We start from the raw sequence: 20,071 nt of genomic DNA on the forward strand, positions 1-20,071 counted from the left end.
GCGGGATTTTCACGCGTTGTCTGCCCTTCCTTGAGGTGTTTGGCTGCCTGAGAGCCCGTTTGGAAAGTCGCTGCGGTGAGGCAGATGGCGTGGTTTTTGAGAACCGGAGCGCAGCGTACTTGAAGTACGTGTGCACCGGAAGCGCAGAAAACCGCGTCAGATGACCGCCGCAGCAGACTTTAAAACGGACTCTAAACCTTGGAGTCCTGCGATTTGATCCGATACCCCATGCCACGGATGGTTTCGATCAGGTCCATACCCATCTTCTTGCGCAAACGTCCGACAAAAACCTCGATCGTATTGGAATCCCGGTCGAAATCCTGATCATACAGATGTTCGACCAGTTCTGTGCGCGAAACGACCTCGTCCATGTGATGCATGAGATAGGACAAAAGCCGGAACTCGTGCGATGTCAGTTTTAAGGCAGTTCCGTCGACCGTGGCCTTCGATGTCTTCGTATCGAGACGCAGTCGTCCGCAGCTGATTTCCGATGAGGCGTGCCCCGCAGCACGGCGGATGAGCGCGCGCAGCCGCGCCAGCACTTCTTCAATATGGAAAGGTTTGGCGACGTAATCGTCCGCACCGGCATCGATCCCCGCAACCTTATCGCTCCAGCGGTCACGCGCCGTCAGCAGCAGTACCGGCATGATACGTCCGTCACGGCGCCATTTTTCAAGAACTGTGAGCCCGTCCATCTGAGGGAGGCCAATATCGAGCACAACCGCATCATAGGGCTCGGTATCACCTAGAAAATGCCCCTCCTCACCGTCGAAAGCCTTGTCGACCACATAGCCGGCATCGGTCATGGCCTCGACCAATTGGCGATTGAGGTCACGATCATCTTCGACGACGAGTATTCTCATAAAGGATGTCCCTGGAGCAAGTTTTGTCTATTCAGAGTCGTTCTGCCGGAGGGAATTTGGTACAAGTTCAAGGGGTTTGGCAAGGCCGATGTGTGTACATCGGACGAAGCCGAAGCCCGAAGGAATTGGGCCAAATTCACCCGGCCGTTCGGGTTTCCGGCTGGCGGACACCCACTTTGTCAGGCGTCTTCGTACGATGCAACCACATCGACCTCGCCTCCTTCCGCGTGGATGGTCTCGCCATCCACGCGGAAACAGAATTGGCTCTGAATAGAAAAAACTTGCTCTAGCGTTGCGGATGCCGATCAGTTGGCAGGCACGGCCACCTCGACGCGGCGCGGACGTTCACCGTCCTTGCCTGGAATGAGAACCACAACGACGCACACTTCCCGTCCGTTCTGCGTGACAGAGGTGGCGCGCGCAAGGGTACCACCCTGCGAATCCGCCACCTGTTGTCCGACTGACGTGCAGTCCGCCGCCAGGGCTGCCCCGGCGTAGAATACGCCAGAAGCTGAGATCAGGCCCGCAAGGGGCAGAGAGATATATGAGCGTTTCATCATGGCGTCATGTTTATCAATTGCTGTCTGAACGATGCATGAACAGTTGGGTTGCGGCGGGCAGAATTGCCACAGGTAACGCCTTTTAACATCATAATTCTACATTGGCGATATCATCGGCGATGACTGGTAAAAATATTGTTATCTCAATGCTTTATGAGCGGCTCTGACGACGCTTTTCGATCACGAAAATGCTCAGGGTCGGAGTTCAGGGTAGGCGTGAACAATAAATTTGTGGGTAATTTCGTCGCGATTCTTTCCCCGGTCCGTCATTTCATACTTCACCCGCGCTAACCCCTTCTCAACCCTTCCCTGCAATGCTGTTGGATCACGATATCCGTTCAAGGATCAAGGACGTGGCAGAGCGAACCTCAATCGGTGATCAGTTCGAACGCAAGCAGCAGCATCTCAAGCAGATGCTTGACGACGGCATTCCCTATAACGCCGCCGTTGCCGAGAGCGAGGTCATGTTCGAGACCGGCTATTTCGAACGCACTGACGACGAATTTGAGCGCATTCTGTTCGGCAGGACCCGGAATGGCCACACCGCGAGCCCGGTTTCATCATTCGCACGAGACGCGATGTCATGGAAATGAAGCTCGACCTTGCCGATCTTATGCAAAGCATGCTGCATTCCAGAAGCGCACCGACAAAACCCTCTATGTGCTCATCGTCGCGACGGCCATCATCCTTGCCTATACCGTCGTCCGTCCGATGGTGAACTAGCCTCTAGGACCGACCTCTCTGATCACAAATTGCGGCTCGCGATTCATGGGGTACCAGCCAAGCTGTGAGAACCATTTCTTGAACACATCTGTGTAGCCCCGCATTTGTCCTTGATCAAAAGGAGCGCCATCGTCCGCATAACATTGGATATCCAAGTACGTTTCCCCCTGCCACGCAGGTCGGCAATAAACCCGGCAACATGACCGTTGGAACTCCAATGGCGCTTTACGGAGCCGCCAGCGCGAATCCAGTCCAAATCAATTAGCAAGTGGTAGGCCATCCACATCATATGATCATCTTGTAAAGCTGCGACAAATTCTGCGCATCCGGCCAAGTCTATCTCGAGCTCATCGTCAATCTGCGCTTCAGCGTCGTCCGTAGCCATAGGTCAGTCCCCTTTTGCGTTGCCATACTTGAATTCCATACCGACGAAATAGTCACCACCACCCGAACCACTCACGCAGGAGGCAGGCGTATACAAGTGCGCAGATAAGGTACCAGAGGACGAAACCCTTCCAATTGGTGCTGTTAACGGTCCAGCGAAACTTTTCATAGTCGTAAAACCCGCCCTCGCTGCTAGCGAAATGGAAGCCCAGAACAAAGCATAACAAAAAGGCGAGCATTCGTTTACGACCTCGATACCGGAGAAACCTACTAGCGTCTTTTTCCAAAGTACGGCTCGCAGGCAACACCGTCGCCATCAGCGTCGAGGTGGGAAGCGTAGCCCGCCTGACCGGGCCGAGCGTTATCAAGGCCGAGCGCGCGGGCGGTCGCACAATTTCGCGGTGCGGCTTGGAAAGTTCGCGGTGCGGATTGGAAAGCGTTACTGGCGCGCCAAGCGTTTGGGTTACCGACAGTAAGGTGATGTAACAGAAACAGGGCCGCAAAAAGCCCCGTCACCACGACCAAGGGAGTTGTGAGCAGCCGTCGGAGATATCGACCCCACTGCGACACAAAACCTTCATCCAAATGCTGCACGCGACGATAGAGGACACCGTTGTGTTCGATCTGCCAAGGTGACTTCTTTCGTTTGGGTAACATGGACCTTGCCCTTGGCTGCGCTTTCTTTGGAGGACGCCTGTCAATCAATCATTGTGCAGGCAATAACCGCACAGACCATCTCCGCCTGCGGTCGACTGCCACGGCTTGAACAATCGGTGACAATGGACGCACTCGATTGCAGACCCGGGTTGTTGCATACCAAGGCCCAGCTTCCGTAAGCGTTCATCGCGTTCTTGTTTCCATTTCGGTGTTTGCTTGTTGCTCACGCGCGCCCCCGTATTTTTCTCACCACGATAGAGGCAACAATTTGCGGGACGATTAAAACAAATGATCAAACTGTCTCGAAAATGACTGTCAAGGAAACTTTTCCCTATAAAGGAAAATATGCCGCAGTGAGAATTTAAGCGAGTCGCTCTATCCTTCTGCCATGACCTATCAGCTTCAATGGCACGCACGATTATCGGTGGCGAAGCACATCATCATGACTTCTGTGCCGTGGTTGGCATCGACGTTCATGGCGCCGAAATCGGCAGCAAGTGCGGCCATCAATTCGTCAAGCGCAACGCCGGACAGGCGCCCGTTTAGCCAGTGTCCCGACGTCCAGTTGTCGCCATCGGACCACAGTGACTTTCTCAGGGGAAACTCCGGAAACGGCCGTGTTTCCCACGCCCAGACATAGATGCGGTCGCTGTCGAGCATCCCAGCGCCGTTCCCCGCGTTCCAATGGCCGAAATGCGCGCGGAGGAACCGGTTCTGCGCAAGATCGCAGCGTCCGTGATCCGAGAAATAAGGAAATGCGCCTTCCGACGACTTCATATCGGGAAAGACGTTCGGCTGGTTCGGCCCCTTGTCGGTCGCAGGACATCCAAGTTCCGTAAACCAGATCGGCTTACCGCTCGGCTGCCACTCGGTCGGCACAGCACTCTCGACGCCGCCCACACGATTGTAGTGGGCATTCTGCCCCCAGCCGGCAAGGTCCTTGTATCGGTAGACCCACGGCTTACCGGATCCATCGGCAATTGGCGTGCGGGTGCGCGACGATCGCGCGTTGTCCGAAGTGTAATACCAATCAAAACCCTCGCCAGATGCAATCTGTCCCAGCAATCCGTTCAGGTCATAGGGCGTCGCAAAACCATCAGGATTGGGAATGCTGTAGTCCTCGTCGCGCCAATCGCTCAGCGGCATATAATTGTCGATGCCAACCGCATCGATGGCGGGATGCGCCCACAACGGATCAAGATGAAAATAGACATCGCCCGACCCGTCTTGCGGATGATGGCCGAAATACTCCGTCCAGTCGGCGCCATAGGTCAGTTTGCAGGCTCCACCGAGGACATCGCGCAGTTCGGACGCCAGATCGCAGAGCGCATTGACAAAAGGAAAGCCATTGCTCTGGTCCCTGATCATCGTCAGGCTGCAAAGCTCCGAGCCGAGGAGGAAACTATCAACGCCCCCGGCGATAACGGCCAGATGCGCGAGATGCAGGACCATCCGCCGATAGCCCCAGTCTTTTTTTCGTCCCGCTGTAAATGAGTCGACCATTCTTGATCTGAAAAAGGCACGCCTGTTGACGCCGCCCAGAAATGCGGCCACCTGGCCAGCAGCAGCTGCCGTGCCGTTGACACTACCGGGGCGGTACGGCGCCGGGTGGCATGTGATGCGTCCGCGCCACGGATAGGCGGCTTGCCGGGTACCGCCATAGGGATCGGGCAACTGATTGTCGGCTCGAATGTCCATCGTCACGAACGGATAGAACATGACGCTCAAACCCCTCGCCTTGGCGTCTCGGATCGCAGCGATGACACTCTGGTCCGAAGGCGTTCCTCCATAGGCGGCACCGTTTCCGGCGCGCGAGATCAGGTGTGCGTCATCGCGCGAAATGCCTCCTCTCCAGTTGCTGCTTTCTTTGTGACCTGCCCGGTCCATGACTCCGGGCTTGATAAGGCACTGCCCCGCCCGCAAATCCGTGCCAAACCAGGGAACGACAATCGCAACATGCTTCAGCAACGGCGATAACGCCTGCAACTCGTCCATCGATGCCTGCCAGTCGCTTTGATCGCGCAGGCAATTGCGATTGAGCCTCCTTGTCTCACCTTTGGAGGGCTCATCGGTGACCAGTTGCGGCGAGAGCCCGAATTCTGTCGCCCCGGGGATAAGCGCGACCGCCTTCAAATCACGGGCTACGCTTCCGTCGCACCACGCGGCGTCAAATTGCGGTCCGCGCAAACTGTCCGGGTCTTCCGAGGAAAACATCGCCGCGGTGGCTCCGTTGGTCCAAAGCAGTCGCCACCGCGCCATCTCATAACGCGGACGCCCGGCCCGCGAGACCGCCATGATCCCCGATGGGCCGTCGATCATGACTTCGCGCGCATCCGCCAGAGTTTCACCGACCAGCGCGACATTGCAAGATCTGGCATCTGAGAATGGCCGGTAGGCCTGCACCACACCGTTGACCCATTCCGCACCCATCCGGGTCTTGCCGGGGCCTCTGCCGCCGAGGATCAGCCATGTCTGCCAATCAGCTCGCGGCGGCTGCTGCGCCGTCCTGCCCCGGAACATCCACTCCGGTTCGACCGCCTGCGTTTCCCTGTCGTCCAAGTTCCTTTCGGACCAAATCTCTCGCTCGGATGTCGGCAAGTTCATCGATCCTTTCATCAATGCGTTTGAGGGCCGCGCGAAGCTCGTCCGCAGTCAGCCCGCCGGCAGTTCGCGCCCGTTCGCTGGCGAAACGCTCCTGCAGATCGCTGACACGCTCTATCGTGCGAGCGAGCAGAGCAAGGGCATCGAGACGCACCTTGCTCGACGTTTCTTCCTCTAGAGCCGAGAGCGTATCCAGTTCCTTGCGCAGCAATTCCATGATCCGCTGCGTCACGCGCAGCTGGCGGTTTCCCTACCGCATCTCAGTGTGCGACAGCCCGTCACGCTCTAGCGCGCGCAGGAACTGCTGCTCGTCCAAGCCGAGCACAGGCGCGATCTCACAATTCCGACGATGACTAGAACCTACAGCGCAACCGTCACGCAGTCAAGGATTATTTTCCTACTTATGATATTTTTCTTATTTACGTCGATGTTTGAGAGAATCAGGTCAGGGCGCGCCGAAAATGGCGGTTTTCGAGAACCGGAGCGCAGCGTACTTTAAGGTGCGTGAGCACCGGATCGCAGAAAAGCGCCATTTGCAGGCCCGTCCTGACGTGAATATCACACTGCCGCCTTTTTCCAGCCGAGAGCCAGCAACCCTGCCCCGATCATCAGCGATCCGCCTGTCCGGTTGACGATGCGCTGGACCTTGGGCTTGCGGATGGTCTGGCGCGCCATCGATGCCATCACGGCGTAGGTTCCGGCATTCAGCGTTGCGAGTACGAGGAAGGTCGTTTCGAAGATCACCATCTGTGTGAAGATCGGGCGGGTCGTATCGAGGAACTGCGGCAGGAAGGCCACGAAGAAGATAATGCTTTTGGGGTTGAGAGCAGTCACCACGTAGGCGTGGAGGAAAATGCGCATCGCCTTCTCGTTCTTCGCCGGCATTTCCCCTGTGTCTGGATTGGCGACGGGGGCACGCCAAAGCTTGATGCCAAGGTAGATGAGGTAGGCGGCACCGACCCACTTCAGCACGGTGAAAATAGCTGCTGACGCCGCGAGCAAGGCGCCAAGTCCAAGCATGGACGCGGTCATCGCAGTGAAATCGCCAAGCGCAACGCCTGCCACTGTTGCGGCTGCGAAGCGGCGGCCATGGCCAAGCGCATAGGAAATGACGAGAAGGATCGTTGGACCCGGGATGGCGAGAAGAACCGCCGATGCAGCAACGAATGCCAGCCAATGCTCAATGGACATGCTCTTGCTCCCACGTGGAAAAATCACACCAATCCATCGGATCTTCGCAATTGCAAGTGGAAACTTTTCGGCAACAGTCGCCTTTCAAAACTCCATATCGGGAGCGCTTGGCCTTGTGGCACTAGTTAAAAAGGCGGTATTCTTTTTGCGGGATGAAATGACCATATTAGCACTTAAACAGCCGCCTCAAGAAGCTGTTAAGTGATATACGCTACACCATATGCCTTCAGGGAAGATATGGCTGAGCACAGGGCAGGCACGAAATTTGATGGAAGAGCCCAGGCCAGGCAAGGAACCAAAGCGATTCAAGGTCTCGCCGCTGCTCGGACTTGATGCCTGGATCGATTCAACCCTTTATGAAACGCGTTTTCGCCTGGCGGAATTCTGGGAAGATACAACCATCTTTTTCCGCCGCTTCCATGTGACCGGCTGGCGGCGCGCGATCTTCGAGGTTCTCGGCGAGGCCTTCACCTGGGGCACGGTCGGCTCGGTGGTCATGCTGACACTTGCGATACCGGCTTTTCACGAGACAGAAAAGAATTGGCGCACCCGCGACGACTTCGCCGTGACGTTCCTCGATCGTTACGGCAACGAGATCGGCCAGCGCGGCATCCTGCATCGTAGCGCCGTTCCGATCGATGAGCTACCCGATCACGTCATCAAGGCCGTTCTTGCCACGGAAGACCGCCGTTTCTTCGATCATTTCGGCATTGATTTTCTCGGCCTTTCCCGCGCCATGACCGAAAACCTGCGGGCCAATTCCGTGGTTCAGGGCGGCTCGACAATCACGCAACAGTTGGCGAAGAACCTGTTCCTGACCAATGAGCGCAGCATAGACCGCAAGATCAAGGAGGCCTTCCTCGCGGTCTGGCTCGAATCCAATCTGAGCAAGAAGGAAATCCTGCAGACCTATCTCGACCGCGCCTATATGGGCGGCGGCACATTCGGCATCGCAGCGGCTTCGCAATTCTACTTCGGCAAGAGCGTCAAGGACGTCAATCTCGCCGAAGCTGCCATGCTGGCAGGTTTGTTCAAGGCACCCGCCAAATATGCCCCGCATGTGAACCTACCTGCCGCCCGTGCCCGCGCCAATGTGGTGCTGAGCAACCTCGTCCAGGGCGGGTTGATGACCGAAGGTCAGGTCGTTGGCGCCCGCCGCAATCCGGCAACGGTTGTTGATCGTGGCCGGTCCGACAGTCCGGATTACTTCCTCGACTGGACATTCGATGAGGTGCGCAAAGTCGCGCAGAAAATGCCGACCCATACGCTCGTTGTTCGCACCACGCTTGATACCGGCATCCAGAAGGCGGCCGAAGAGTCCGCTGAATTCCACCTGCGCAAGTTCGGCAAGGAATATAACGTGGCGCAGGCCGCTATCGTTGTTCTGGAAAACAACGGCGCCGTCCGGGCGATTGTTGGCGGGCGCGATTATGGCGAAAGCCAGTTCAACCGCGCCACGGCCGCCCTGCGCCAGGCCGGCTCATCATTCAAGCCCTATGTTTATGCTGCTGCCATGGAAAAGGGTTTGACCCCGAAGACCCTGGTTTCGGGCGGAGCGGTTTCCTGGGGCAACTGGTCACCGCAGAACTACTCGCGCCAGTATCTGGGCAAGATCGACCTCACCACTGCCCTCGTGAAATCCATCAATACCGTGCCGGTACGCCTCGCCAAGGATTATTTGACCACAGCGCCGATCGTGGCACTGACCAAGGCCTTTGGCGTTGAATCGCCGATCAGCTCGCACAAGACGATGGTGCTTGGAACGTCGGGCATGACGGTCTTGGATCAAGCAACCGGCTACAATGTGTTCGCGACAGGCGGGATCGCCGGCATGCGCCACCCCTTCACGCAGATCCTGAACCAGAACGGCGACGTATTGTGGGACTGGAAGAAGGACGGCGTGAAACCGCACCGGGTACTTTCGGAGACAGCGGCCAACAACATGAACTTCATGCTGGCGCAGGTGCCCGAATGGGGTACCGGCCGGCGGGCCGCGCTGCCAATGACACGCGCAGCGGGCAAGACCGGCACGACGCAAAGCTATCGCGATGCATGGTTCTGCGGCTTCACCGGCAATTACACGGCCGCAGTCTGGTTCGGCAACGACAACTTCACGCCGACCAAAGAATTGACGGGTGGCATCCTACCGGCCATGACCTGGCAGCGGCTGATGAACTACGCCCATCAGAACATCGATCTCAAGGCCATTCCCGGGATCGACCCGACCCTGCCCAAGCAGGAAAAAGTCGCTGCGGCAGAGGAGGAGGCCGTCGAAGAGGATACCGACGCGCTGAAGGCCGAGGAGCGGCCACGAGTTCTCTCCAATGCTACCGCGGCAGCCGTCCGGGAGATCGGCCAGGCATTGAAGGACGCGCCGCGGCTGAAACCGCCAGTTCCTCCAGCAAAAGTCTCCGCGCTTTGATTGCGTGTCCCAACGCTCCCGTGTACTTCTGATTCCATGCTTCGAAATGTCTTTCTTGCCCTCATCACGCTTGTGATTGCCTTCGGCGGCGGAACGCTGAGCGCATGGTATGTGGTGACCCGTTTCGATGGTTTTGGCGCCCTCAGTATCGGTCAATGGACCTCTCATCCCGAAGCCGGCACGCCTTTTTCCGACCCCTATGCGAAGGCGCGCGCTGCACGTGAGGGCGCCTTCCCGCTTGGCAGTACCGAGGGTCTGGCCTTCTATGCCTACAATGACGATCAGGGCAGGACACTTGACCGGCAGTGTTCGTACAAGATTGAGGGCAACAGCCCGAACTCGCGCTTCTGGACGCTCTATGCGACTGATCGCCGGTTGACCGCGCTGTCGCCCGGGACCGATCGGCTCCCGGCAATTCACTCGCGGCAGATATTCCGCAAGGAGGATGGCGCATTCATGGTGAGTGTCTCGCCGAAGGCCCAGCCGGGCAACTGGCTCGCCACCACAGGCACCGGTCGCATGGTGCTGGTCATGACGCTCTACGACACGCCAGTCGGTAGCAATTCCGGTCTCGTCGACATGAAGTTCCCGGCTGTCACGAGGATCAGCTGCGATGGGTAAACTACTTCGCGCCTTGCTCTTCAGTCTCGTCGGTGCCGGCCTCGTCCATATCGCGGTGGTGCTGCTGGTACCCTATTATTCGGACCGCAATGCGTGGTCACGTATATCGGCCTATGGCGGCGACTGGCAGTTTCATACCGTTGCGCGCGAAGGTACGCCCGGTAATGTGCCTTTGGCCATCGACCCATTGTTTCAGGCTGCCGCATGCCGCTTCGACATAACCGATCTGCCCGCCCACATCACCGGTGTCGGCACGACGCCCTACTGGTCGATTTCGATCTACAATCGTCAGGGCGAAAACATCTATTCGATCAATGACAGGACCGCGATTGCTGATCAGCTCGATCTGGTTGTGGCGACGCCCCTGCAGATGATCGAGCTCAACAAGACCAAGCCTGCCGCGGCAGAGAATTCGGTGCTGATCGAAGCGGACATGGACGAAGGCTTCGTCGTCGTGCGCAGCTTTGTGCCGGATGACTCGTGGAGATCGCAGGTGAACGCCTTCCTCAAAAGCACCAGCTGCACGCCGCTGCTCTAAACGAGTAAGCCTTCCAGTCCCGCTGCTGTCCGTGACGGTGTGAACTCCTGCACATCGTAATAGGCGATTTTCTTCTGATGAAACGGGTCCTCTGCCAATATCTCCTGCAAGGCCTCTCCGCTCGACGCCTTTGCGAGGATGACGCCGCCGATTCTCGGAACCTTGGCGCCGGATGCAAGAAACGTCCCCGTGGCATAGTGCTTTTCAAGGAACGCAACATGGGCGGGAATGGCCGCATCGACATCGTCCAGCGGCACAACATAGGTCAAGGAAACGATAAACATCTGCTTCGCTCCTGATGTGCAAATCCACGCCTATATGTTGTGACATTGGCCGGAATTCTCAACCCGGCTGGGGCATCGTATCGAAAAATCTGCGCGGAGGTTTTGGCTTGGTGCGCTTTGGCGCTTCTGGCGTGTAGCGTTCATAGCGTACGCCGGGGAAGATCATGATTTCGGCTGTTGCCGGACGTTTCGTATCTGCGGTGGAGCGGCGTTTTGCTGTGCTGCCTGGAAATGCGATGACAAACCCCATTTGGCCCATCCGTATTGTTGTTGCTCTCCTCAATCAGGGTGCGTAGGGATTCGCGTTCATGGCGCGGCGAAAACGGTGGTTTTCGAGAACCGTTGCGCAGTGGACATTAAGTCCATGAGCACCGGAAGCGCAGAAAAGCGCCGTTTGCAGACCGCCATGGCGTGAATATCGACACACCCTACTCCGATGCATACGCGCGCATGATTTGCGCCATAATTTCATTAGACATGCCGATGGTTAACGGGTTGCTAACGCTTCGCGGCTAATTTTAGGGACTGTTAGAGAACTCAGCCTGATGAGTCAGCTGGTGTTGTTTTCGAGAACCGGAGCGCAGTGGACATTTTCGTCCATGATCACCGGAAGCGCAGAAAACCGCATCAGATGGCCATCGGGGTAAAGTTATCGAGCAGTCTCTAGCCATGGTTTACCTGCGTTGTGCATCGTCCAGTGGAGTGTGTTCGTGAAGTATCCTGAGTTTCGGGCGCTTGAAGACCGCAATGGCGGCAGCAAGGCTGACGATCTCCTGACCGCATCTATCACCGCTTTCTGCTGCGTCGCGAGACCGGCCAAGAGCGATGCGCAGCAGCTTGAGGATCTCGCCGTTCCCCTTCTTGCTCTCGCATCGCCGCGCGTACGCCGCCATGCCGCTGCTGCCCTCTCCGAACTTCCGCATGCGCCGAAGCGGCTTATCCTTGCCCTTGCGGAGGACGAGGTCGATATCTCAGCCCCCCTGCTCCTGCGCTCGCCGCTGCTGCAGCCCTCGGACCTCATTGACATCATCACGCACAAAGGCATCAGCCATGCTCGCGCCATTGCGCGGCGGCGTATCGCCGATCCGGAACTCCTGCGGGTGCTCAAGGGCTTCAACGATCCCGCGATTGAGCGTGCACTGGAAATCCAGGCGCATTTCGACAATGGCGACGGCATCGAGACGCCAGGGACGCCAACCGCGCCGGAATCGCCGCGCCTGCGCGAAACCCGCGAGGCACTGAAGGCTTTGATGCGCGATAGCAATATGGGCTTCTCCAGCGATCAGGAACTCGCCAACCATCTGATTGACGCAGCACTTCTCGACCATACGACATTTTTCGAAGACGCGTTCGCCAAAGCATTGGGCCTCGATCCGGATGGCGCCAGACGCATCATCGGCCAGGGCCTCAACGCGGAACTGACCATAGCACTCGCGGCACTTGGCCTGTCTTCCGAAGCCGCGCACCTCATCCTGACAGGGCTCTTTGGCCTCGTTCACAAGGACCTGCACTCGCTGCGGCTGTTCGTGCAATCCTATCGCCAGATCGACCAGGACAAAGCCCAGATGACGGTCGAACGCTGGAAGACCGCCGAGAACTCACAAAAGCTGCGCCAGAAATTGCGGGAGATGGCGCAGGATTACGAAGACGGTTCGCGCCGGGTTTCCTAGACAAGATTGGTCTAGCCTTCCGCGACCGGAAAAAGATCCGTGCGATCACCGCGATAATCCTCGATCTCAACGATCCACAGATCGCGATCCCAACGCTTCTGCTTATCCAGATCGTCGTTGATGTCCGCTTCGGCAACGCTGGCCTTCAACGGCGTGAACAGACGCTCATTGGGTTTTGTCTCGTCATAGACCATTTGCGGCGCAGGGCCGAAAAGATCATAGGTGCCGTCGGTGTTGCGAAACTTGATGAAGATTGCGCCTGCTTCCGCCGCCCCCTTGTGGCTGAGCGCCGCGAATGCACCACTGTTGTTGATCCGTCGCACCAGCGCGGCAACCCAGAACTCAGACGTCAGGCGCATGGGTCAAATCCTTGGTGGTGGAAATTTTGGGTCATGATGAGCCGGAAATGGTGGATTTAGAGCACCGGAGCGCAGTGAACTTTTGGGTTCATGAGCACCGGAGCACAGAAAAACGCCATTTGCAGGCCATCGTGAGGCGAATTTCAATTGATGAGGCCGATTTCCTGCATCTTGGCAAGTAGCTTTTCGTCCGGTTCACCGGTGACCGGCAGTCGGAACAGCTTCTGGAATTCGCTGACGGCATCCTGTGTGGAGGCGCCGATCTTGCCGTCGATCTCGACCTTGTCATTGCCGAATGCCCGCAGGCCGGCCTGGATCCGCACGATTTCGGCTGGCGTCAATCCGCCACCACCGGTCGCGGCGGCGTCGTGTTCGGCGCTCACTGACACTTTTTGAACCGTGGCCTTTTCCTCGGTCTGCTCCGGCTTCTTCGCCGGAACCGCAATGCTTGCCGTGGTTTCGTCGGCATTATCGACCGTCGGCTCGATACCCATGTCGGCTGTCGCCTTGCGATAGGCATCGATGGCGGCACGAGTGCCCTTGCCCGAAATGCCATCAACAGTGCCCGTGTAGAACCCGAGCGCCAGCAGTTTCTGCTGCAGCGCTGCCACTTCCGGATCGCCACCGGGCGCCAGCACGGGTTCGCCGTTGATTGCGGCGGCGATGGGATCCTGGCTCTTCGGCACTGGCACCGATTTCACCTTGCGGATGGGCGCATCTACCGAGGTCTTGTTCTGCGACGCACTACCGGGCAAGCCGTTTTCCTGCTTGATCGGCTTGAACACCAGATCCGGACGGGTGCGGAAGAACACACCGTCATGGCCTTCCGGCTGATACCAGAGCGCATTGGCGGAGATGAACCCCAGTGTTACGAGAAAGGCTGTCGTGCCCCCGGCAATCGCCGGATTGCTGGCGATGAGCGCGCCTGTTGCCATGATGGCCACAGCGATCCGTCCCCTTTTGGGAGCACGGCGCTTAGGCCGATTTACGGGCTTCCCCATGGGAACCTCCCTTCATATCGCTGGTCGCGTAGAATTCGACGACGTTCGCAGACTCTTCCTGAACAAGCGCCACGACGGGCCCATCCAGTGGAATACGTACGTCCACCACCGTCCCTTGTCCTGGTGTGCTCCTGATCCTGAGATCACCGCCATGCAGGCCGACGAGCCCTTTGACGGTGGCAAGGCCAAGGCCCGTGCCCTCATGATTGCGCGTGTAATCGTTCTGCACCTGGCGGAAAGGCTGGCCGAGGGTTTTCAGATCCGCTTCGGCAATACCGATTCCGGTATCGCTGACGGAGAAGGCCAGCATGTCATCCTCGATCAATGCGTCGATTGTGACGACACCGCCGCTTTCGGTGAACTTGACGGCATTCGATACAAGATTGATCAGCACCTGATGGATCGCACGGCTATCGGCAACCACATTGCCGATACGCGGACTGACGCGGTCGCACAGTGTTACGCCCTTCTGCGAAGCCTGGTGCGCCAGCATATCGTGCACCATCGTCACCGCCTCCTTGAAGGCGAAGCTTTCTGCAAAGATCGGATAGGTGCCTGCCTCGATTTTGGATACGTCAAGGATAGCGTTCACGACCGATAGGAGGTGATTTCCCGAACGGTGTACCAACTCGACATATTCGCGCTGGCGGCTATCCGGCAGCTTGCCGCATATCTCCTGCAGCAGAACATCGGAAAAGCCAATGATCGAGTTGAGCGGCGTGCGCAGTTCGTGGCTGACCGACGCGAGGAACCGGCTCTTGGCGATTTCCGCCGTTTCCACTTCCCGCCGCGCAATGACCAGCGCATTACGATCGCTAACGGCCTGCGACACATCGGTTGCGACGACGACGAACCCATTGCCCTGGCTATGCGGCACCGCGCGCAACCGGTAGGTGGCGAAACGCACGCTATGAGCATGCTTCAACGTCTCGCCAGGCGCGACGCAGCGCAGCTTGAGTTCGACAGTTGCACTCGCAGCCCCGCCCTTCATATCGGCAAGGAAAGCGAGGTACTGCACGCGATCCGACACGTGGACGCGCTCCAGCAACGGTGTGCCGATTAGGAGATTGCGGGCGATGCCGAACTGGTCCTGCGCCTTGGCGGACAGGGAAAGGATCAGCCCGTTGGTGCCGAGGCTTAATACAACACCTTCGACAGCGCTTTCGAGATCGGCGATCCGGTCATCGCGGCGAGCAGCATTGGCATGGGCAGCAAGGGCCTTCACGGTTCTGGCCAGCAGCGTCGCCAGGTAGCCGAATGATGCGAGCAGTGTCAGCGGCGAGAGTGATACGCCAATTTCGCCCCGGATCGAAACGATCAGCAATGCGGCCAGCACAATTGCGGCGGCGACGCCTGACAAACGAATGGATTTTTCGGACCGGTATATGAACCACGCTTCAAGCGGAATGGCAGCGGCCATGATCCACAAGAGGAGATTGGCTGACGACGCGCCGGCGCCAATCGCTGCGATGGCAAGGCCGTACACGCCGAGCGCGCTGGCGCCGACCACCGCACTATCTTTCGACAGCGAAAGCGCACCGCAGAAAATCATCGGAAGCGCCAGAACGCCGACGGCCAGGCTGACGACGCCGGCAACTTCACCTATCATCACGTGACTGGTGATCATGGCGGCGGCAAGCAGCAGCGGCATGGCGAAAAAGCTGCCTGCCATGCGTGCATCGCGGTCGCGTTTGGCAACGCCAGCGACGGACGGACTTACCCAGCGCCTGCACAAACGCCCGTAGGCCTCGGCAATCCTGGATCGTGTGACGGAATGGATCGGCACCAGTTTTTTTCCTGCTTTCCGCAAAATCCGGCAGACGCCAGATAGTTCGCGGTCAATTCCCGAATGTTATTCGCAACACTCTTGTCGCCGTTAACCTTGCAGACGAGGCTTTAAGGAAAGGATAAAACCGGGAATATCGAGGCAGCTCACACCCCGTTTCGGGCGATTGTGACAGGCATGGTAAATGAAGGGTTTCCCCTTGAGCGGGCTTTACCGAACGAATCGAAAAACACGGTTTTTCCGCCTAAAAATTCTTAATCCTTCGTTTCTATGATTGCTCAAATGCTGAAATGCGTTTCAACGGGTTTTTGCCGGATCTGTGTCAATGTCTGCTCATGAACCGCCCCCCACGGCGGTTTTCGTTGCGGCAAAGGAAACGGAAATGTTCTTTCTGATCAGGTTTGCGATCAAGTTCTGCTTCTGGATGATGTTGATCTCCTTGTTCATTCCGGTGGACTCGAAGGACAATCTTCAGGGCGCCGGCCAGCCCGGCCCGATCGAAGCCTTTTTCGCCGCACGCGAGACAATCAGCGATCTCAGCGATTTCTGCACGCGCAAGCCCCAGGCCTGCGAAACCGGAAAGGCCGCGCTTTCCAGCGCCGGCGTCCGGGCCAGCGAAGTGGCCAAGGTCGGATATGAATATCTCGATACCCAATTCGGCAAGAATGCCGGGGACCCGGATGCAGCGGTCGCTGCGGCCCATTCCGGCTTAAAGGCAGCCTCGGAAACCGACGCCGGCGATGCAATCAAGGCGAAGCTGCGTGAGATGGCCTTGCGTGAGATCCTGGAAGCGGCGATGCGCCAGCGCGAACAGGCGAATGAGGTGGACAACAAGACGCAGACGGGGACCGTTGCGAAGAAATAAGACACCCGCGTCTCGGTAGACTTCAAAACGGAGTTTTACATTAAACCGTGACGTTTGACGCCCGCCTCACTATATATGCCATGAAAAGGAATTTTGCATGGCACAGACAATTGACGACATCATTGCTGATTTCGACTTCCTCGACGATTGGGAAGATCGTTACCGCTATGTCATCGACCTCGGACGCGACCTGAAGTCCTATCCGGACTCAGCGCGGGATGCCTTGCACAAGGTCCGGGGATGCGTCAGCCAGGTTTGGCTGAAAAGCACGCTCAGCGACGACGCCGATCCCGTCATCGATTATGTCGGCGATTCCGATGCGCATATCGTGCGCGGCCTCGTTGCAATCATGATGGTGCTTTATTCCGGCAAGAGAGCATCCGAGATTCTCGCAATCAATCCCGAGGCGATCCTGAAGAAGCTCGGCCTTGACGAACACCTCACCCCGCAGCGTTCGAACGGTCTGCGTGCCATGATTGGCCGCATCCGCAACGAGGCACAGGCAGTGCTCGCCACAGCCGAGGTCACGCAGCACTAACGCCGGACCTCCGGCCGGTAATCCTTGGTTCCCCAATGAATGATCCTCGGACTCGACCGTGACGGCGGCGCCGGATAATAATGACGGTCGAGTGCCGCTAGCGCCGTCTTCAGGATAAGCTTGGCCGACCGCACCGGCCAGCGCCGTTCGCGCTCGACTGCCTCCAGTCCCTTCAGAAAACAAAAGACATCGATCAGCACGCCGGACAATTCCGGGCCGACGGCCTCCAGCGCCCGTTCCGCCCGCTGACGTGCGGCGAGTGCGGCATCGGTGATCTCCAGCATCCCATTGCAACGTGACCCGGACCCGGTGACGTCCCAGTTGACTCCAATCGACGGCATCATATTGCCGATCGTGAAATCCGCACGCAATCGCTCGCCGGCCTTGAAGGCTTCCTCTCCGACCAGTGGCGCGCCGAACGCATCCCGGCGTTGCCGCAACATTGCCAGCGGCGATTCCGCCGCATTGCCACGCAACGGCGTGGTCGCCCCGTTCCCGTCGGTCGTCACGATGGTTTCTTCCCGGCGATGCTGGCCGGCAAACGGATCGTCCGTGCATTCATGGCGGCGGAGCCGGGCACGCCCCGCATCGCAGATGGCGAGCCTTGTCTTTACGACGGTCGCAAGGCCCTGGCTCAATGCGGATTTTACAGCATCCCTTTCAACGGAAATCGTGCCGTACGTTCCGCTCTCCAGCGTCAGCTTGTTGCGGTGCGGCGATTCGACGATTTCGACTGCACCCTTGGCGATGAAGCGCAGCAGGCGCAGAACCCCATTACCGGCGGCTTTGCCCTGCGCCGGAACGGTCATCGGCGCGCAGTCCCGTTGCGCATGAAGGCGGTTTTGACAATGCTTTCGAGCGTCTGGATGATCCGGTCGAATTCAAGCTCCTCGCGCATATCCTCGATCAGGTGGCAGGCGTGGTTGACCGTGCTCCGGTCGCGGCCGAACGCCCGCCCCACCTCAGCCATCGTCAAGGCGAGCGTCACATGCGCAACATGCATACCGATCTGCCGCACCCGCGCCACCGGACGCTCGCAACGCGAATGCGACCGCAATTCCCGGCCGCTGATGTTGAAAAATGCTGAAAGAACGTCGAGAACGCCATCGCAGACCTGAAAAAGGCGCTCGTCCATCGGCGCGTCCTACGCACCGCGCTCGTCGTCCATACTACGTTCCTTTACCAAGCAAGGAACGGGTGCATGTCAGCGATTGAATGGAAAAACCAGCGGGATGCGTTTCTCGCCACCAAGGACAACGAACGGAACCTTGCCAGGCAACGGGGAGCCCTGCAGATCCTTTGCGGCGTGGACCTCGATGCGATCTCAATGCAGGATGGGGAAAACAAGGCACATATGTGCAGGCGCCTCAAACGCCTGATCGAACGGGAACGGCTCAAGGGCGTCAAGGGACACTGGAGCTATGATCTGAACCGCCATATCGGATTGAAACAGGCGCTGAACAGTCTGAAAGCTTCCGCGTCCAAAACAGGGCTGCCATCTGCCAAATAAAAACGGCGCCTTCCGGCGCCGTTCTTACTAAATATCGTAGGGCTAATTATGCGGCCTTCTTGCGCTTGCGGCCAAGGCCCATGTTCTTTGCCAGGCGCGAACGGACAGCGGCATAATTCGGAGCAACCATCGGATAGCTCGGATCAAGATCCCACTTCTCACGATACTGTTCCGGTGTCAGGCTATAGTGTGTCATCAGATGGCGCTTCAATGACTTGAACTTCTTGCCGTCTTCAAGGCAGACAATATAGTCGTCCGCGACAGACTTCTTCGGATTGATTGCCGGTTTCGGCTTTTCCTGAACTGCAACAACCGCTTCTGATGCACCGCCAACACGGCCAAGAGCAGCGTGGACATCGGCAATCAGTGTTGGCAAATCGCCAGCAGGCACCGAATTGTTGCTAACATAAGCAGCAACCAATTCAGCCGTGAGTTCAAGCAGAACGTCACTGGCAGTTGTGTTTGAATTCTCGAATGTGGTCATCTAAGTCCAATTCCTTCGTCTAATTTGAAATCCGGGCAGGGAGTGAAAAATCACCAATATAAAGTCGAAAACACGCGGGGTCCCCAACGCCTTTGATATTACTCTATTGCGGAATAGAATGAATTTGTCAAATCAATACTTTGTTTACACAAGAAATGGTTTGAAAATCCACAACAACAGAGCTTATCAGTTAGCACCCGGAGATAGACGCAAGAAAGTCGGAGCTCGGCTGCATCTACGATAACATGCAAATGCACACCTAAGCGCGAGCGGCATACCACTAAGACAAAAAATGGCAAAAATGAGGAACGAATCCGCGAACTACAAGCATTCTATAATAACAGATATTGCGGCAAGCAGTGTTCCTGCTTAAATCCCGGAAAGAGGACAGTGCAATGAACACAAAAACGTTCAGAATCGTAAAAACAGATGCAGAATGGCGTGAGCAGCTTACGCCGGAGCAATATCAGATCACCCGCAACCACGGGACGGAACGGGCGTTCTCAAGCCCCAATTTCGACAGCAAGCTCCAGGGCCTCTACAAGTGCGTCTGTTGCGATCGCCCGCTCTACCGGTCTGAGACCGAATACGAGTCGGGTACCGGTTGGCCGAGCTTCTATGCCCCCATCGAACCAGACGCCGTCAACGCAGTGGTCGATCGCTCCTATGGCATGGTTCGCACGGAGATCAAATGTGCCGATTGCGACGCGCATTTGGGTCATGTTTTTCCGGATGGCCCTCCTCCGACCGGCCTACGCTATTGCATGAATGGAAACGCCTTGGTCTTTGATAGGGATTGACGCGAGGATAACTTTCCCTACACGTCTTTTTGAACACATCACATTGCTTGCCAGGCCGCCAGTTCGTGTCGGTCGGCTCATAGCCTGTTTGGAAAATCGCTGTGGTGAGGCATATGGCGTGGTTTTAGAGAACCGGAGCACAGCGTACTTAAGGTACGTAAGCACCGAAGCGCAGAAAGTCGCGTCAGATGACCGCCGCAGTAGAGTTTCCACA

Annotated in this window: 24 protein-coding genes; 9 read left to right on the forward strand and 15 right to left on the reverse strand. The window is 57.5% G+C overall.

The annotated features are described in order from the left end of the window. Nucleotides 1-191: 191 nt before the first annotated feature. Entirely contained in the window at nt 192-863 is a 672-nt protein-coding gene (locus CU102_RS00395; RefSeq protein ID WP_106708995.1) for a response regulator transcription factor, read from the reverse strand. A 305-nt stretch (nt 864-1,168) separates the two neighbouring features. Next, nucleotides 1,169-1,423, reverse strand: a complete 255-nt coding sequence (locus tag CU102_RS00400; RefSeq protein WP_425351500.1) for a hypothetical protein — start codon at nt 1,421-1,423, stop codon at nt 1,169-1,171. 353 nt (nt 1,424-1,776) lie between these two features. Between CU102_RS00400 and CU102_RS00405 the strand changes: the two genes are divergently transcribed. Then, on the forward strand, nt 1,777-2,016 hold the full coding sequence (locus tag CU102_RS00405) for a hypothetical protein (RefSeq protein ID WP_133624383.1): 240 nt from the start codon (nt 1,777-1,779) through the stop codon (nt 2,014-2,016). Nucleotides 2,017-2,189: 173 nt separating this feature from the next. Here CU102_RS00405 and CU102_RS00410 read toward each other — a convergent pair whose 3' ends face one another. The 5 genes from CU102_RS00410 to CU102_RS00430 all read right to left on the reverse strand — a co-directional run bounded on the left by CU102_RS00410 (nt 2,190) and on the right by CU102_RS00430 (nt 6,979). Beyond that, on the reverse strand, nt 2,190-2,531 hold the full coding sequence (locus CU102_RS00410; protein ID WP_106708997.1) for a hypothetical protein: 342 nt from the start codon (nt 2,529-2,531) through the stop codon (nt 2,190-2,192). A 269-nt stretch (nt 2,532-2,800) separates the two neighbouring features. After that, the gene (locus CU102_RS31040; RefSeq protein WP_106709406.1) at nt 2,801-3,187 is read right to left on the reverse strand and encodes an excalibur calcium-binding domain-containing protein; all 387 of its coding nucleotides are present in this window, start codon (nt 3,185-3,187) and stop codon (nt 2,801-2,803) included. A 402-nt stretch (nt 3,188-3,589) separates the two neighbouring features. Next, the gene (locus CU102_RS00425; RefSeq protein ID WP_245425083.1) at nt 3,590-5,746 is read right to left on the reverse strand and encodes a baseplate multidomain protein megatron; all 2,157 of its coding nucleotides are present in this window, start codon (nt 5,744-5,746) and stop codon (nt 3,590-3,592) included. Further along, on the reverse strand, nt 5,667-6,020 hold the full coding sequence (locus CU102_RS29600; protein WP_166648300.1) for a hypothetical protein: 354 nt from the start codon (nt 6,018-6,020) through the stop codon (nt 5,667-5,669). Before CU102_RS29600 ends, CU102_RS00425 begins: the two co-directional genes overlap by 80 nt. Before the next feature lie 326 nt (nt 6,021-6,346). Continuing rightward, nucleotides 6,347-6,979: a LysE family translocator gene (locus CU102_RS00430; protein WP_106709000.1), complete on the reverse strand. Its 633-nt coding sequence runs from the start codon at nt 6,977-6,979 to the stop codon at nt 6,347-6,349. Nucleotides 6,980-7,247: 268 nt separating this feature from the next. Here CU102_RS00430 and CU102_RS00440 point away from each other — a divergent pair, with 268 nt between their 5' ends. From CU102_RS00440 to CU102_RS00450, 3 genes are read left to right on the forward strand one after another with little or no spacing between them, the layout of a single operon-like run. Then, the gene (locus CU102_RS00440) at nt 7,248-9,401 is read left to right on the forward strand and encodes a transglycosylase domain-containing protein (protein ID WP_106709002.1); all 2,154 of its coding nucleotides are present in this window, start codon (nt 7,248-7,250) and stop codon (nt 9,399-9,401) included. A gap of 36 nt (nt 9,402-9,437) precedes the next feature. Further along, nucleotides 9,438-10,022 carry a DUF1214 domain-containing protein gene (locus CU102_RS00445; protein ID WP_106709003.1) on the forward strand — a complete coding sequence of 195 codons (585 nt, stop codon included), beginning with the start codon at nt 9,438-9,440 and terminating at the stop codon, nt 10,020-10,022. Then, on the forward strand, nt 10,015-10,560 hold the full coding sequence (locus tag CU102_RS00450) for a DUF1254 domain-containing protein (protein ID WP_106709004.1): 546 nt from the start codon (nt 10,015-10,017) through the stop codon (nt 10,558-10,560). The genes CU102_RS00445 and CU102_RS00450 overlap by 8 nt, the downstream gene beginning before the upstream one ends. Here CU102_RS00450 and CU102_RS00455 read toward each other — a convergent pair. Next, complete coding sequence (locus CU102_RS00455; protein WP_106709005.1) at nt 10,557-10,844, reverse strand: YciI family protein; 288 nt, start codon at nt 10,842-10,844, stop codon at nt 10,557-10,559. The genes CU102_RS00450 and CU102_RS00455 overlap by 4 nt on opposite strands. 58 nt (nt 10,845-10,902) lie before the next feature. Further along, the gene (locus tag CU102_RS00460; RefSeq protein ID WP_133624381.1) at nt 10,903-11,094 is read right to left on the reverse strand and encodes a hypothetical protein; all 192 of its coding nucleotides are present in this window, start codon (nt 11,092-11,094) and stop codon (nt 10,903-10,905) included. A 460-nt stretch (nt 11,095-11,554) separates the two neighbouring features. Here CU102_RS00460 and CU102_RS00465 point away from each other — a divergent pair, with 460 nt between their 5' ends. After that, a complete protein-coding gene (locus CU102_RS00465) occupies nt 11,555-12,514 on the forward strand; it encodes a DUF2336 domain-containing protein (RefSeq protein WP_133624379.1) in 960 nt (319 codons plus the stop codon). Between the two features lie 11 nt (nt 12,515-12,525). Here the strand turns inward: CU102_RS00465 and CU102_RS00470 are convergent, their stop codons facing one another. From CU102_RS00470 to CU102_RS00480, 3 genes are all read right to left on the reverse strand, one after another. Further along, on the reverse strand, nt 12,526-12,873 hold the full coding sequence (locus CU102_RS00470; RefSeq protein ID WP_106709008.1) for a DUF1491 family protein: 348 nt from the start codon (nt 12,871-12,873) through the stop codon (nt 12,526-12,528). Nucleotides 12,874-13,016: 143 nt separating this feature from the next. Beyond that, a complete protein-coding gene (locus CU102_RS00475; RefSeq protein WP_106709009.1) occupies nt 13,017-13,874 on the reverse strand; it encodes a peptidoglycan-binding domain-containing protein in 858 nt (285 codons plus the stop codon). Beyond that, on the reverse strand, nt 13,849-15,660 hold the full coding sequence (locus tag CU102_RS00480) for a sensor histidine kinase (RefSeq protein ID WP_133624377.1): 1,812 nt from the start codon (nt 15,658-15,660) through the stop codon (nt 13,849-13,851). Before CU102_RS00480 ends, CU102_RS00475 begins: the two co-directional genes overlap by 26 nt. Before the next feature lie 382 nt (nt 15,661-16,042). Between CU102_RS00480 and CU102_RS00485 the strand changes: the two genes are divergently transcribed. Both CU102_RS00485 and CU102_RS00490 read left to right on the forward strand, forming a co-directional pair. Continuing rightward, entirely contained in the window at nt 16,043-16,525 is a 483-nt protein-coding gene (locus CU102_RS00485; RefSeq protein WP_133624375.1) for a DUF5330 domain-containing protein, read from the forward strand. A gap of 97 nt (nt 16,526-16,622) precedes the next feature. Beyond that, nucleotides 16,623-17,063, forward strand: a complete 441-nt coding sequence (locus CU102_RS00490; RefSeq protein WP_106709012.1) for a SufE family protein — start codon at nt 16,623-16,625, stop codon at nt 17,061-17,063. Here CU102_RS00490 and CU102_RS00495 read toward each other — a convergent pair. Together CU102_RS00495 and CU102_RS00500 are read right to left on the reverse strand one after the other, a co-directional pair. Next, on the reverse strand, nt 17,060-17,872 hold the full coding sequence (locus tag CU102_RS00495; RefSeq protein ID WP_106709013.1) for a DUF6456 domain-containing protein: 813 nt from the start codon (nt 17,870-17,872) through the stop codon (nt 17,060-17,062). The genes CU102_RS00490 and CU102_RS00495 overlap by 4 nt on opposite strands. After that, entirely contained in the window at nt 17,869-18,198 is a 330-nt protein-coding gene (locus tag CU102_RS00500; RefSeq protein WP_106709014.1) for a helix-turn-helix domain-containing protein, read from the reverse strand. Before CU102_RS00500 ends, CU102_RS00495 begins: the two co-directional genes overlap by 4 nt. Nucleotides 18,199-18,264: 66 nt before the next feature. Here CU102_RS00500 and CU102_RS00505 point away from each other — a divergent pair, with 66 nt between their 5' ends. Then, nucleotides 18,265-18,573, forward strand: a complete 309-nt coding sequence (locus CU102_RS00505) for a cytoplasmic protein (protein ID WP_106709015.1) — start codon at nt 18,265-18,267, stop codon at nt 18,571-18,573. A gap of 46 nt (nt 18,574-18,619) precedes the next feature. Here CU102_RS00505 and CU102_RS00510 read toward each other — a convergent pair whose 3' ends face one another. Next, a complete protein-coding gene (locus tag CU102_RS00510) occupies nt 18,620-19,057 on the reverse strand; it encodes a Ros/MucR family transcriptional regulator (RefSeq protein ID WP_106709016.1) in 438 nt (145 codons plus the stop codon). A 395-nt stretch (nt 19,058-19,452) separates the two neighbouring features. Here CU102_RS00510 and msrB point away from each other — a divergent pair, with 395 nt between their 5' ends. Continuing rightward, entirely contained in the window at nt 19,453-19,857 is a 405-nt protein-coding gene (msrB, locus tag CU102_RS00515; RefSeq protein ID WP_106709017.1) for a peptide-methionine (R)-S-oxide reductase MsrB, read from the forward strand. The last annotated feature ends 214 nt before the right edge of the window (nt 19,858-20,071 follow it).

This window comes from Phyllobacterium brassicacearum, from assembly GCF_003010955.1.
In the GTDB taxonomy this organism is placed as follows: Bacteria; Pseudomonadota; Alphaproteobacteria; order Rhizobiales; family Rhizobiaceae; genus Phyllobacterium; species Phyllobacterium brassicacearum.